Genomic DNA, 14048 nt, shown 5'->3' with positions numbered 1-14048 from the left:
GAGGTTGGGGGACTTTCGTGGCCGACACGGCGATCACCGTCGAAGGCGTACGCAAGAGGTACGGCGACACACAGGCACTGGACGGGCTCGACCTCACGGTGGCCCGAGGCACCGTGCACGGGGTGCTCGGGCCGAACGGCGCGGGCAAGACGACCCTGGTCAGGATCCTGTCCACGCTGCTGAGGCCGGACTCCGGACGCGTCGAGGTGGCCGGCCACGACGTCGTGCGCCAGGCCGGGGAGGTCCGCCTGCGCATCGGACTGCTCGGCCAGCATGCCGCCCTCGACGAGGAGCTGGGCGGCCGCCAGAACCTGGAGATGTTCGGCCGCCTCCACCACCTGGGCGCCCGCCACGCACGCGTGCGCGCCGACGAACTCCTGGAGCGCTTCGACCTCACCGCCACCGGCCGCAAGCCGGTCCGCGCCTACAGCGGAGGCATGCGCCGCCGCCTCGACCTGGCCGCCTCCCTCATCGGCAACCGGCACGGCACCGACCCGGAGGTGCTCTTCCTGGACGAGCCGACCACCGGCCTCGACCCGCGCGGGCGCGCCGAGGTGTGGTCCGCGGTCCGCTCGCTGGTCGGCGGCGGGACGACGGTCGTGCTCACCACCCAGTACCTGGAGGAGGCCGACCAGCTCGCCGACCGGATCTCCGTCGTCGACCGGGGCCGTGTGATCGCCGACGGCACCGCGGACGAGTTGAAGGCGCTGACCGGCGGCGACCGCATCGACGTCGTCCTGCGCGATCCGGGCCTGCTGGGCGCGGCCGTCGCCCTGCTGCCCCTGCCCAAGGAGGACATCACCGTCGACCCCGACCGCCGCCTGCTCAGCGCTCCGGTCACCGACCGCATGGCCGCCCTCTCCGCCGTCGTCCGCGCCCTGGAGGAGGCCGGCGTCGACGCGGAGGACGTGGCCCTGCGCCGCCCCACGCTGGACGAGGTGTTCCTGCACCTGACCGGGCAGGACGACCGTACGAAGGAGACCGTGTGAGTACGTACGCGCTGACCGATTCCTGGACCATGACCCGGCGCGAACTCGCCCACTGGGCACGGCAGCCGGGCCGCCTGGTCGTTGGGCTCGCCTTCCCCGTGATGCTGCTGCTGATGTTCGGCTACCTGGTCGGCGGCGGCCGGGGGGTGAGCGGCGACTACCTCGACTACCTGATGCCCGGCATGCTCGCGCTCACCATGGCCTTCGGCCTGGAGGGCACCATGCTCGCCGTCACCCAGGACCTCAACAAGGGTGTCATCGACCGGTTCCGCGCCATGCCGATGGCCGACGGCGCGGTCCTGGTGGGCCGTTCGGCGGCCGACATGCTCCAGTCGGCCGTGGGCCTGGCGGTGCTGATCGTCGTCGGCCTCGCGCTCGGCTGGCGGCCGCAGTGCGGGCCGGGCGCCTTCCTGGCCGCGGTGGGACTGCTCCTCCTCTTCCGCTTCGCGATGCTGTGGATCGGCATCCACCTGGCGCTGGTGGCCGGCAAACCGGAGATGGTGCAGGCCGTGCAGATCCTGGTCTGGCCGGTCGGTTTCCTCTCCAACGCCCTCGCCGCCCCTGCCGCGATGCCGGGCTGGCTGGGCACCGCCGTCGAGTGGAACCCGATGTCCCGGACGGCGACCGCGGTACGCGACCTGTTCGGCGGCCTGGGCGCCGACCCGGCCCACCTGTGGGCGGCCACCGCCTGGCCCCTGGCCCTGCTGGCGGTCTTCTTTCCCCTGGCCATCCGGAAGTTCGCCCGCATGAGCCACTGAGCGGGCAGGCCCTGGGGCCTGTCCTAGTGGTGGAACCCGGTCGCCGCGGTCTTGTCCCGGGTTCGGGGTGCCGACTGCCGGCGGAGTTCCGGAAGCAGCCGGGACAGGTCCTGCACGAACATGTCGGCGAGGTCCTCCGAGAAGCCGTTCCTGCACACGACCCGCAGGACGGACAGGTCCTCCCGGTTCGGCGGGAACGTGTACGCGGGCACCAGCCAGCCGCTCTCGCGCAGCCGCCGTGACACGTCGAAGACGTCGTACGAGTCCACGCCCGGGGCCGTCGTGAAGGCGAACACCGGCAGTTCGTCGCCCCGGGTGAGGAGCCGGAAGTCGCCGAGCGCCTCCACCCGCTCGGCGATGCCCCGGGCCACGTCCCGCGTGGTCTGCTGCACCGCCCGAAAGCCCGCGCGGCCCAGCCGCAACAGCGTGTAGTACTGCGCGACGACCTGGGCGCCCGGCCGGGAGAAGTTGAGGGCGAAGGTCGGCATGTCGCCGCCCAGGTAGTTCACCCGGAAGACCAGTTCCTCCGGCAGGGCCTCCTTGTCCCGCCACAGCGCCCAGCCGACACCCGGGTACACCAGCCCGTACTTGTGCCCGGAGGTGTTGATCGAGGCCACCCGCGGGAGGCGGAAGTCCCACACCAGGTCCTCGTCGAGGAAGGGGGCGATCATCGCGCCGGACGCGCCGTCCACATGCACCGGGATGTCGAGTCCGGTGCGCTCCTCAAGGGCGTCGAGGGCCGCGCAGAGGTCCGCGATCGGTTCGTAGGAGCCGTCGAAGGTGGAGCCGAGGATGCCGACGACGCCGATGGTGTTCTCGTCGCACAGCTCGGCCGCGGCCTGCGGGTCGAGGTGGAAACGCTCGCCCTCCATGGGAACCAGGCGGGCCTCGACCTCCCAGAAGTTGCAGAACTTGTCCCAGCAGACCTGGACGTTGACGCCCATCACGAGGTTGGGCCGGGCACCCGGGTAGCGGTCCGCGTTGCGCTGCGCCCACCGCCGCTTCATCGCCATCCCGGCGAGCATGCACGCCTCGCTCGACCCGGTCGTCGAACAGCCCACGGCCGCCGACGGGTCGGGCGCGTTCCACAGGTCGGCGAGCATCGCCACGCAGCGCCGCTCCAGTTCGGCGGTGCGCGGGTACTCGTCCTTGTCGATCATGTTCTTGTCGCGGCACTCCGCCATCAGGATGCCGGCCTGAGGCTCCATCCAGGTGGTGACGAAGGTGGCCAGGTTGAGCCGTGAGTTGCCGTCCAGCATCAGCTCGTCGTGCACCAGCTGGTACGCCGCCGACGGTGGCGTCGGGCCGTCCGGCAGCCGGTGCTTGGGCGGCGCCTCGACCATGCCGCTGACCGGATCTGCCTCGCCGTAGAAGGGGTTCACGGACAGGGTCCGCTCGTCGGACTTCTCGGAACCTTTGTGCAGCGCCATGGGAGTGCCTCCTGATGGATCGAACGGGTGTCAGCGGACCGAAGTTCCGTCCGCGAGCAACTGCATCTGCGGCCGCCCCGTCACCAGCAGCCAGGCCGGCAGCGAGGCGATGCAGAGCAGGGCGATGATCGACGGCGAGGCGACCAGGACGGCGGCGACGAAAAGGCTGACCCAGCCCTGGCGCGTGATGGCCAGGAGGACGCCCAGCACCCCGGTGGCCACGCCCACCGCCGGATGGACGCCCGGCACGAGCGCATGGGCGGTGAAACCCAGGGCGGAGCCCACGAACACGGCCGGGAAGATCCGCCCGCCCCGGAATCCGGAGGTCGCGGCGACGACCAGCGCGGCCATCTTCACCACCGTCATCGTGGCGAACTGCCCGGCCGTCCAGCCGTCGGGGTCGGCGGCGAGCTCCGCGACCTCGTCCAGCCCCTTGAAGAGCGTCAGATGGCCGCCCAGGGCCGCCAGCAGCCCCAGCACGACCCCGCCGGCCGGGAGGATCAGCATCGGGTGCCGCAGCCGCGCGAAGGCGCCGTGAAGGTACGGGAAGGCGTACACGCCGCACATGCCGAGCACCGCGCCCGCCGACGCGACCACGATCGCCGCCAGCAGGTCGTCCCAACCGGGCTGTCCGAACGGGGGCAGGTGCATGTCGAAGCTCGGATGGGCCACCAGGGTGGTCGTCATCGCGCCGGCCGCGGCGGCGACCAGCGGTGTGAAGACGCTGTCCCACAGCGGCCCCTTGGTCTGCCGCCCCGCCAGCGCCTCGGAGATCAGCAGCGCCGCCGCCACCGGCGTACCGAACAGCGCGCCGATGGTCGCCGCCTCCGCGAGCATCACCCACAACGCGCCCGGTGCCTGCGGCCGGAACCGGTGGCCCAGCCAGAAGACGACCGCCACGTTCACGGCGATGATCGGGTTCTCCGGGCCCAGACTGGGTCCGCCCGCCAGCATCAGCGCGGTCGCCACCAGCAGCCCGGGGAGGACCACCGGCGGCAGCACGCGCGCGTCCAGCCCCATCGTGGCCGGGTCGGGACCGGCGTGCCCCGGCACCTTCCACACCACCAGCCCCACCAGCACGCCCGTCATGGTGAGCATGACCATCATCCAGAGCACGGAGTACCGGCCCACGCCCAGCGCGTCCGGGAGGGTCTGCCACAGCACGTGCTGGAGTTGCTCGGCCGCCCCCTCCACCAGCAGGAGCATCAGGCTCGCCAGCACGCCGATGGCGAGGGCGGGCAGGATCGACGGCAGCAGGATGCGTGCCGGGGTCGCCGGAACGCTGGGCGGCTGCTGTGCGGTGTCCTGGGCCACGGGCTCACGATAAGCGGGCAAACCGGACAAGACATCCGGGCGGTGGCGGACGAGGCGGAAGCCCCTTGCACCTCACGCGGCGTGAGGACGCACCGTGGAGCGCGTACGAGAAGGGAGCGGACGAAGTGAGCTACTCGGTAGGACAGGTCGCCGGATTCGCCGGTGTCACGGTGCGCACGCTGCACCACTACGACGACATCGGCCTGCTCGTCCCCGGCGGGCGCAGCCACGCGGGCCACCGGCGCTACGACGACGCCGACCTCGACCGGCTCCAGCGGATCCTGTTCTACCGCGAGCTCGGCTTCCCGCTCGAGGACGTCGCGGCCCTGCTCGACGATCCGGCGGCCGACCCGCGCGCGCACCTGCGCCGGCAGCACGAACTGCTGACCGCCCGGATCGAGCAGCTGCAGAAGATGGCCGCGGCCGTGGAACACGCGATGGAGGCACGCGAGATGGGCATCAACCTCACGCCCGAGGAACGGTTCGAGGTCTTCGGCGACAAGGACCCGGAGCGGTACGCCGAAGAGGCGGAGCAGCGCTGGGGCGGCACCGAGGCCTACGCGGAGTCGCAGCGCCGCGCCGCCCGCTACACGAAGGACGACTGGAAGCGTCTCCAGGCCGAGGTCGACGACTGGAGCGAGCGCTACACGGGCCTGATGGCCGGCGGTGAGCCGCCGGCCGGCGACGCGGCCATGGACATGGCCGAGGAACACCGGCAGCACATCGGTAGGTGGTTCTACGACTGCTCGTACGAGACGCACCGCTGTCTGGGGGAGATGTACGTCTCCGACGAGCGCTTCAAGGCGTTCTACGACGCGATGCGCCCGGGCCTCGCCGAGCACCTCAAGGAGGCGATCACGGCGAACGCGGCCCGAGGGACGGCGTAGGGGCGTCCGTGTGGGTGCTGGTCCGGGACTACTCCCGGACCAGCACCACCGCGGTTCCGTACGCGCACACCTCGGTGCCCACCTCCGCCGCCTCCGTCACGTCGAAGCGGAACATCAGCACACCGTTGGCTCCACGCGCGCGTGCCTGCTCGACGAGGCGTTCCATGGCCTGGTTGCGGGTCTCGACGAGGGTCTTCGTCAGGCCCTTGAGCTCACCGCCGATCATCGACTTGAGGCCCGCGCCGATCTGGCTGCCCAGGTGCCGTGAGCGCACGGTCAGCCCGAAGACCTCGCCGATGACCTTCTCCACCCGGAACCCGGGTACGTCGTTCGTGGTGACGACCAGTACGTCCGGCTCGGGGCCCTGCCCGCCGCCGTAGTCTTCGATGCCCATGGCTCACAGCTTCGTCCCAGCGGGCCCACAGTGCATCCCGGAGACATCCGTGGAACCTGGGGCGGACACATTGCGTTGATAGCTTTGTGCGGCTGCACCATGGACGCCGCCCTTCCCCCACCCATCAGGAGCCCGGAACCGTGACGACGATCGCCCTCGGACCGAGCTGGCTGGACCCCAATTACCTGCTCGACAACTTCGGTCTCTGGGGCCTGTTGCTCATCGTCTTCGCGGAGTCCGGCCTGCTGATCGGGTTCTTCCTGCCCGGTGACTCCCTGCTGTTCACCGCCGGCCTGCTGATCACGTCGAACCAGCTGGACTTCCCGCTGTGGGGCGCGGTCGCGCTGATCTGCGTCGCCGCGATCCTGGGCGACCAGGCGGGTTACATGTTCGGTAAGAAGGTCGGGCCGTCGCTGTTCAACCGACCGGACTCCCGGCTCTTCAAGCAGGAGAACGTCACCAAGGCGCACGAGTTCTTCGAGAAGTACGGCCCGAAGTCCCTGGTCCTGGCCCGCTTCGTGCCCATCGTGCGCACGTTCACGCCGATCATCGCCGGCGTCAGCGGCATGCGGTATCGCTCCTTCCTGGTCTTCAACGTCATCGGCGGCCTCCTGTGGGGCGCGGGCGTCACCCTGCTCGGCTCCTGGCTGGGCAACATCGACTTCGTCAAGAAGAACATCGAAGCGATCCTCATCCTGATCGTCCTCGTCTCCGTGGTCCCGATCATCATCGAGTTCCTGCGGGCCCGCTCGAAGGCGAAGAAGAACCCGCAGCAGACCCCGTCGCAGGCTCCCGCGCAGCAGCACCAGCCCCACCAGCAGCAGCCCCCGGTCATGGACGACGCGACGACCCAGCTCCGCCGGATCGACCAGCACGACCAGCAGTACCAGTACGGCAACCAGGGCCACGGCCAAGGCCAAGGCCAAGGCCACGGCCAGGGCCAGGGCCAGGGCCACGGCCAGGGTCAGGGTCAGGCCGAGCAGCCCGACTACTACGGTCAGCAGCAGTACCCCCAGCAGCAGCCGTACCCGCAACAGCAGCAGTACCCCCAGGACTGGCAGCAGCCCCAGCAGCAGCCCCAGCAGCAGCCGTACGGCGCGCAGCAGAACGGCCAGTACCCCTACGACAACCAGGGCTACTAGAGGCTCAGAAGCCCCGCGTCCGCTTGGCTGCCCGCCGCTTCTCGGCGGAGCCGATCCGCAGGAACAGCCGCGAGATCTCGGACCCGAGGTTCACGCCGATCGCGATGGCCATCGCCAGTGCCGCGGCCTTGGTGATCGACACCAGCCCCGCGTCCACCTTGTTCTGCGCGATGGCCAGCAGCCCGAAGTAGGTCGCCGATCCCGGCAGCAGGGGCCCGATCGCGGCGGTCGTGTACGGCAGGGCGGAAGCGAAGCGGTAGCGCGAGAGCAACTGCCCGAACAGGCCCACCACACCCGCCGCGACGGCCGTGGAGGCGACCGGCGAGATCTCCCCGGCGTAGTGCATCGCGCCGTACACCGACCACGCCACTCCGCCGTTCAGGGTGACGGCCAGCACGGTGGATCGTTCCTGCTGAAGCAGCACCGCGAAGGTCAACGACAGCAGCATCGACGCGCCGATCTGCCACAGCGGCCGCTCGGTGATGCCCAGGGCCGCGTCGGGATTGAGATGCGCGCCGAGCTGCACACCGACGTACAGCATCACCAGCACGCCCGCCACGATGCCCACGAAGAAGTACATGACCTCCAGCAGACGCGCGGCCGCGGTGATGTAGAAGCCGGTCAGGCCGTCCTGGACGCCCGCCACCAGCGCCCGTCCGGGCAGCAGCGCGAACAGCCCACCGGTGATCACCGCGGACGCCTTCACCTCGACGTGCGCCAGCGTCAGCGCGATGCCTATCGCGGCCGGCGGCATCGCGGCGACCAGGAACTGGTAGAACTCCGGCAGCCCGCGCCCCGCGCAGAGCCACGCCAGCCGGTCACCGAGCATCGCGCCGAGCGCCGCCGCCACGAACACGACCAGGTCGCCGCCGACCAGCACCGAGGCCGCGCCCGCGAGCAGCCCGCTCGCCGAGGTCAGCACCCAGGTGGGGTACGGATGCCGGTTGCGGCGCATCTCCGCGAGCCGCCGGTAGGCCTCTTCCAGGGAGAGATGGCTCTCCGGGTCGCTCAGGTCGTCCACGAGCCGGAAGACGGCCGCCAGGCGCGTGTAGTCGGTGCCCCGGCGGCGGACCGTCCGGGACGCCGTCACCGGGTCCTCCACCAGGGACGGCTGGTACGAGATCGACAGCAGTGTGAAGGTGACGTTCGGTTCGCAGCGGTCGAGCCCGTAGGAGCGGCAGACCGCGAACATCGCGGCCTCCACGTCCTCGGCGCCCTCTCCGCCCGCGAGCAGCAGCTCGCCGATACGCAACGTCAGGTCGAGCACGCGCGGGACGGCCGGACCGCCCTCCTCCGCCTTCGGCCCCGGCTCCGGCGCGGGCCGGTCGGCCACCGGCATCCGCAGCATCGTGCGCATCCGGTCCTGCCAGGGCAGGTCCTTGATCAGACTCACCACCGGCACGCCTTCGGCCGGCGTGAAGGCCGGCGGGGCCTGCCGGGAGCTGTAGGTGCTCGGGAGGCTGAACGCCGATCCCTCGCCCTCCGCGGCGGCGGGCGTACCCATGTCCAGCCCGCTCGGGACGGCGAACTCCGACGTGGTCTCCGGTTCACCGCCGGTTCTGGGGACGGCGAGCCCCGCCGGGATCGCGAACTCGGACGTGATCTCGGGGTCGAAGCCACTCCTCGCCTCGTCCGACTGCGGTTTGCGGTCCTCCGCCTCCGACACTCAGCAACGCTCCCTGAACGACACCTTCCTTAGGCCTCAGTATGCGCACAGACGCGCGGAAGGGTCGCACGCGTACGCGTGCGACCCTTCCGGCGGCATCAGGCGACAGAGACCTCAGTGGCCGCCCTGGTCCTTGAAACGCTTGTAGGACCGCTCGATCTCGGCCTCGGCGTCGGTGCGGCCCACCCAGTCGGCGCCCTCGACGGACTTGCCGGGCTCCAGGTCCTTGTAGACCTCGAAGAAGTGCTGGATCTCCAGGCGGTCGAACTCCGACACGTGGTGGATGTCCCGCAGGTGCTCCACGCGCGGGTCGGTCGACGGGACGCACAGCAGCTTGTCGTCGCCGCCGGCCTCGTCCGTCATCCGGAACATGCCGATCGCGCGGCAGCGGATCAGACAGCCCGGGAACGTCGGCTCGTCCAGGATGACCAGCGCGTCCAGCGGGTCACCGTCCTCGCCGAGCGTGTTCTCGACGAATCCGTAGTCGGTCGGGTAGGCGGTCGAGGTGAAGAGTCGACGGTCCAGGCGGATCCGACCGGTCTCGTGGTCCACCTCGTACTTGTTCCGCGAACCCTTCGGGATCTCGATCGTGACGTCGAACTCCACCGGTGGCTCCTCCATGATCAGCACATAGTTCTGGTGGTTAAGTGTCCCTCACGCCGCAGTGTGATCGCGAAAGGGGCTGGTGTTCGTGCCAGAGCTGAGGCCTTGGCGGGCCGTGAGACCGCACGTGGTGCGGGTCACGGACGCCGTTCGACCGCGTCTGGCACGGGCCGCAGGGATCGTACGGCCTCGTCTCGCACGTGTGGCGGCGGCCGCGAAGCCGCAGGTCGCACGGCTCACACAGGCGGCGAGGCCGCAGCTCGAGCGGATCACGAAGGCCGGTCCGAACACCAGGTCGTGGCAGTACACCGCGGGTGCGGCGACCGCCGGGCTGGCGCTGGCCGCCGGTGTGGTGACCGCCGCCGGCCCCTGGGACTCCACCGGTCAGCGTACGGCCGAGCGGGACCGGGCCGCCGCCCTGGAACAGGCGGGTGGCACAGATCACGGCCGTACGGACGATTCGTCCGATACCTCCGACACGACGGCCGGGGCGCCGCGGCCCGCGCCGAGCGCCGCCTCCGTCCTCGCGGGCCTCGGCGGCGCCACCAACGCCGTGAAGTCCGCCCCGGACGCCCTTCCGACCGGCACGGGCCTCTCGGGCGTCCTGGACCCCCTCCTGGGCGATCCGGCCCTCGGCGCCCGGCGGACCGCCGTGGTCGTCGACGTGGCCACCGGCAAGCGGCTGTACGGCTCAGGGGCCGACGAGGCGCTGACCCCGGCGTCCACGACGAAGATCGCCACCGCGGTCGCCGCGCTCTCCGCGATGGGCGGCGAGCACCGCCTCACCACCCGCGCCGCGTTGGAACCCGACACCCGGGAAGTCGTCCTCGTCGGCGGCGGCGACCCCACCCTCACGGCCCGCGCGGACGCCGAGGGCTGGGCCGACCTGCGCACCCTCGCCACTTCCACGGCGGCCGCCCTGAAGAAGCGCGGCCTCACCCAGGTGACGCTCTCGTACGACACGACGCTGTTCGCCGGAACCCAGGTTCACCCCATCGGGGTCAACCCCAACCTCGCCGCCGTCACCGCCCTGTCCGCCGACGAGGGCCGCACCGACGACTCCACCAGCGGCCCGACGACCCGGGTGAGCGACCCGGCGGCCGACGCGACCCGCACATTCGCCGAGTTCCTGAAGGCCGCCGGCATCAGGACCTCGTCCCCCGGACCGTCCAAGGCCACCACGCGCGCGACGACCCTCGCCACGGTTTCCTCGCCCCCGCTGTCCGTCCTGGTCGAACGGATGCTGACCAACAGCGACAACGACATCGCCGAGGCCCTCGCCCGCCAGACCGCCGTCGCGACCGGTGTCCGCGCCGACTTCGCCGGCGCGGGCAAGGCCGTCCGGGCGCAACTGAAGAAGCTGGGACTGCCGTTGACCGGCGTACGGATCAAGGACGGCAGCGGTCTCGACCGCGAGGACCGGCTCACGGCGAACCTCCTGACCGCCCTCCTGGTCAAGGCCGGGGACGCCGGCCGCCCCGATCTGCGCCCCGTCCTCACCGGCCTTCCCGTCGCCGGTTTCACCGGCACCCTCACCGGCCGCTACACGGAGGGCGCGGCCGGCGTCGTCCGCGCCAAGACCGGCACCCTGACCGGCGTGAACACCCTCGCCGGCACGGTCGTAGACCAGGACGGCCGGCTCCTGGCGTTCGCCCTCCTGGCCGCCGGGACGACCGATCCGGCGGCGGCCCAGGCGGCGCTGGACCGGGCGGCGACGGCGCTGGCGGGGTGCGGCTGCCGCTGAGCGGCGCAGCCCGGCACCCCCGAGCCGCCCCCGGCCCGACCCTGACATCTCCCTGACCGGCCTCCTGCGGCCTGCCCCCAACGGCGGCGCTCACGTACGGTTGACGCATGACGAGCATCGGTGGCGCTGCTTCTTCGGGGATGGTCGACTGGAATCTCGCGGTGGCGACCGCGACCCGGCTCGTGCGGCCGGGACCCGAGGTCAGCCGCGACGAGGCGCGAGCCGTCGTCGCGGAACTGCGCCGACATGCCAAGGCCTCGGAGGGACACGTCCGGGGCTTCACTCGTATGGGCACCGAGGACATCCACGACACGCCGGTCCTCGTCGTCGATCGCCCGGGCTGGGTGGCGGCGAACGTGGCGGGCTTCCGCGAGATCCTCAAACCGCTCCTCGACAAGATGCAGGAGCGGCGCGGCAACAGCCCCGGCGGCGCGGTCCTCGGCGCCGTCGGCGGCAAGGTCACCGGCGTCGAACTGGGCATGCTCCTGTCCTTCCTGTCCTCCCGCGTCCTCGGCCAGTACGAGACCTTCGCCCCCGCCACCCGCGCGCTCCCCGCCGGGGCCAACGGCGGCGGCCGTCTGCTGCTCGTCGCGCCGAACATCGTCCACGTGGAACGCGAACTCGACGTGGAGCCGCACGACTTCCGGCTGTGGGTGTGCCTCCACGAGGAGACGCACCGCACCCAGTTCTCGGCCGTGCCCTGGCTGCGGGACCACCTCGAGGGCGAAATCCAGTCGTTCTTGGGCGAGACCGACGTCGACCCCATGACGTTCCTGGAGCGGATCAGGGAAGCGGCCCAGTCCCTCTCCGGCGGCCGGCCCGAGGGCGAGGAGGACGACGGCGGCCGTTCCCTGGTCGAGCTGGTGCAGACGCCCGCCCAGCGGGAGATCCTCGCCCGCCTCACCGCCGTGATGTCCCTCCTGGAGGGACACGCCGACTTCGTCATGGACGGAGTGGGCCCGGAAGTCGTGGCGTCCGTCGCCGAGATCCGCGAGAAATTCCAGCAGCGCCGCGCCAAGGGCGCCTCCCGACTGGACATCGCCCTGCGGAAGTTGCTGGGCCTGGACGCCAAGCTCAAGCAGTACCGGGACGGCGAGCGCTTCGTACGGGCCGTCGTCGACCAGGTCGGCATGGACGGCTTCAACCGCGTATGGACCTCCCCGAACACACTTCCGACCAAGGCCGAGATCGCCAAGCCGGCGGAATGGGTCACGCGAGTGCACCGCAAGGCCGAGTCATGAACCCGCCGGAACGGCCATGAACGAATCCGGCCGACGGCAGGCGAACGCCCCTTCAATCACCCGTCCGAGGGACCGTGAGCCCTGGGCAGGCGTGCAATGCTCGGGGAACGCCCCGGTTCTGTCACCATCTACACACTCTGCGTGACCGAACCTCGGGTTCACCCCCGACAACTTCATGAAGGGAACCGGACAGTGGGTCCCCATCCTGCGGTCGCGGCGATACGCCTGGCGGTCCGCCGCGTACTCCACGACATCCTCAACGACCACACCACCCCCGAGACGGGCTCCCACGAGCGACCGGCACCGCCGCTCGTGCTCGTGGCGTGCTCCGGCGGCGCCGACTCCATGGCGCTCGCCTCCGCCCTCGCCTTCGAGGCGCCCCGGCTCGGCATCCGGGCCGGCGGTGTCACCGTCGACCACGGGCTCCAGCCCGGTTCCGACCTGCGCGCCGAGGAAGTCGTCCTGCGGCTGCGCGAACTCGGCCTCGATCCCGTGGAGGCCACGGCCGTGACCGTCGGCCGCGAAGGCGGGCCCGAGGCCGCAGCCCGCGACGCGCGCTACGCCGCCCTCGACGCCGCCGCCGTCCGCCACGGCGCCGCCGCGATCCTGCTCGGCCACACCCGCGACGACCAGGCCGAAACCGTCCTGCTCGGCCTCGCCCGCGGCTCCGGCATCCGCTCGCTGTCCGGGATGGCGGCGGTCTCCGGGGCCGACGGCCGCTATCGCCGCCCCTTCCTGCAGCTCGACCGGCAGACCGCCCGCAAGGCCTGCATGGTCCAGTCCCTGCCCGTCTGGGACGACCCGCACAACGCCGACCCGGCCTACACCCGCTCCCGGCTGCGCCACGAGGGGCTGCCCGCCCTGGAGAAGGCCCTCGGCAAGGGTGTCGTCGAGGCGCTCGCCCGTACGGCCCAGCTCTCCCGTGACGACGCCGACGCCCTCGACGCCTGGGCGGGCCAGGCCGAGGCCTCCGTGCGGGACGCCGCCGGTCTTCTGGAGTGCGCCAAGCTCTACGCCCTGCCGCCCGCCGTACGCCGTCGGATCCTGCGCCGCGCCGCCATCGAGGCGGGTGCTCCGGCCGGTTCCCTCTTCGCCCGGCACATCGAGGAGGTCGACCGGCTGATCACCGGTTGGCGCGGCCAGGGGGTCATCAATCTCCCCGGCAAAGTCGTCGCCCAGCGCCAGGGTGGCAGACTGGTGATTCGGCAAGGCTGAATCCGGGCCCTCCGGCAGGACCGCTTACGTGGTCGTGGGCGGTCTCGGTGGCCGGTGGGACAACCGAAAGTGATGCGGGTGGACGCGAAAGACATGGGCACCGACCTCAAAGAGGTGCTCATCACCAAGGAAGAGATCGACGCGAAGCTGGTAGAGCTGGCCGCGAAGATCGACGCGGAGTACGCGGGCAAGGACCTGCTCATCGTCGGTGTCCTCAAGGGCGCCGTGATGGTCATGGCCGACCTCGCCCGAACCCTGTCCACCCCCGTCACCATGGACTGGATGGCTGTGTCGTCCTACGGCGCGGGCACCCAGTCCTCCGGTGTCGTGCGGATTCTCAAGGACCTGGACACCGACATCAAGGGCCGTCACGTCCTGATCGTCGAGGACATCATCGACTCCGGTCTGACGCTGTCCTGGCTGATCTCCAACCTCGGCTCGCGCGAGCCCGCCACCCTCAAGGTGTGCACGCTGCTGCGCAAGCCCGAGGCCGCCAAGGTCGCCATCGACGTCGAGTGGGTCGGCTTCGACATCCCCAACGAGTTCGTCGTCGGCTACGGCCTCGACTATGCCGAGAAGTACCGCAATCTCCCGTTCGTCGGTACGCTCGCGCCCCACGTCTACGGCGGCTGAAACCCGAAGGGCCCAAGCCCCGTACGAAGATC

The 14048-nt window shown here is 71.1% G+C and carries 13 protein-coding genes; 8 read left to right on the top strand and 5 right to left on the bottom strand.

The annotated features are described in order from the left end of the window. Positions 1-17 precede the first annotated feature (17 nt). Positions 18-989 (top strand): ATP-binding cassette domain-containing protein, encoded by a 972-nt coding sequence (locus OHU34_RS18810; protein ID WP_142265536.1) that lies wholly within the window; start codon positions 18-20, stop codon positions 987-989. Continuing rightward, positions 986-1747, top strand: a complete 762-nt coding sequence (locus tag OHU34_RS18805) for an ABC transporter permease (RefSeq protein ID WP_405767342.1) — start codon at positions 986-988, stop codon at positions 1745-1747. The genes OHU34_RS18810 and OHU34_RS18805 overlap by 4 nt, the downstream gene beginning before the upstream one ends. Positions 1748-1770: 23 nt before the next feature. Here OHU34_RS18805 and OHU34_RS18800 read toward each other — a convergent pair whose 3' ends face one another. Next, entirely contained in the window at positions 1771-3177 is a 1407-nt protein-coding gene (locus OHU34_RS18800) for a glutamate decarboxylase (RefSeq protein ID WP_142265537.1), read from the bottom strand. Positions 3178-3207: 30 nt separating this feature from the next. Further along, on the bottom strand, positions 3208-4491 hold the full coding sequence (locus tag OHU34_RS18795) for an ion channel protein (RefSeq protein ID WP_142265538.1): 1284 nt from the start codon (positions 4489-4491) through the stop codon (positions 3208-3210). A 125-nt stretch (positions 4492-4616) separates the two neighbouring features. On the opposite strand from OHU34_RS18795, the gene OHU34_RS18790 reads away from it, so the two are divergent. Then, positions 4617-5378 (top strand): MerR family transcriptional regulator, encoded by a 762-nt coding sequence (locus tag OHU34_RS18790; protein WP_142265539.1) that lies wholly within the window; start codon positions 4617-4619, stop codon positions 5376-5378. Positions 5379-5406: 28 nt separating this feature from the next. Here the strand turns inward: OHU34_RS18790 and OHU34_RS18785 are convergent, their stop codons facing one another. Beyond that, positions 5407-5772, bottom strand: a complete 366-nt coding sequence (locus OHU34_RS18785; protein WP_054241759.1) for a YbjQ family protein — start codon at positions 5770-5772, stop codon at positions 5407-5409. Between the two features lie 140 nt (positions 5773-5912). Between OHU34_RS18785 and OHU34_RS18780 the strand changes: the two genes are divergently transcribed. Continuing rightward, positions 5913-6914 (top strand): DedA family protein, encoded by a 1002-nt coding sequence (locus tag OHU34_RS18780; RefSeq protein WP_405767337.1) that lies wholly within the window; start codon positions 5913-5915, stop codon positions 6912-6914. A gap of 4 nt (positions 6915-6918) precedes the next feature. Here the strand turns inward: OHU34_RS18780 and OHU34_RS18775 are convergent, their stop codons facing one another. Both OHU34_RS18775 and OHU34_RS18770 read right to left on the bottom strand, forming a co-directional pair. Further along, positions 6919-8580, bottom strand: a complete 1662-nt coding sequence (locus OHU34_RS18775) for a threonine/serine exporter ThrE family protein (protein ID WP_230194982.1) — start codon at positions 8578-8580, stop codon at positions 6919-6921. A gap of 114 nt (positions 8581-8694) precedes the next feature. Further along, on the bottom strand, positions 8695-9186 hold the full coding sequence (locus OHU34_RS18770) for an inorganic diphosphatase (RefSeq protein WP_007452023.1): 492 nt from the start codon (positions 9184-9186) through the stop codon (positions 8695-8697). 124 nt (positions 9187-9310) lie between these two features. Here OHU34_RS18770 and dacB point away from each other — a divergent pair, with 124 nt between their 5' ends. The 4 genes from dacB (at position 9311) to hpt (ending at position 14016) form a co-directional block, all read left to right on the top strand. Next, positions 9311-10927 (top strand): D-alanyl-D-alanine carboxypeptidase/D-alanyl-D-alanine-endopeptidase, encoded by a 1617-nt coding sequence (gene dacB, locus OHU34_RS18765; protein ID WP_372481718.1) that lies wholly within the window; start codon positions 9311-9313, stop codon positions 10925-10927. A 107-nt stretch (positions 10928-11034) separates the two neighbouring features. Beyond that, positions 11035-12168, top strand: coding sequence for a zinc-dependent metalloprotease (locus OHU34_RS18760; protein WP_142265543.1), 1134 nt, complete (start codon positions 11035-11037; stop codon positions 12166-12168). Between the two features lie 192 nt (positions 12169-12360). Beyond that, the gene (gene tilS / locus OHU34_RS18755) at positions 12361-13383 is read left to right on the top strand and encodes a tRNA lysidine(34) synthetase TilS (RefSeq protein ID WP_142265544.1); all 1023 of its coding nucleotides are present in this window, start codon (positions 12361-12363) and stop codon (positions 13381-13383) included. Between the two features lie 72 nt (positions 13384-13455). Next, positions 13456-14016 carry a hypoxanthine phosphoribosyltransferase gene (hpt, locus tag OHU34_RS18750; protein ID WP_020132505.1) on the top strand — a complete coding sequence of 187 codons (561 nt, stop codon included), beginning with the start codon at positions 13456-13458 and terminating at the stop codon, positions 14014-14016. Positions 14017-14048: the final 32 nt, after the last annotated feature.

This window comes from Streptomyces sp. NBC_00080 (assembly GCF_045041255.1).
GTDB lineage: Bacteria > Actinomycetota > Actinomycetes > Streptomycetales > Streptomycetaceae > Streptomyces > Streptomyces coriariae.
The sequence above is the reverse complement of the archived record's forward strand: the minus strand, read 5'-3'. Positions and strand labels throughout refer to the sequence as shown.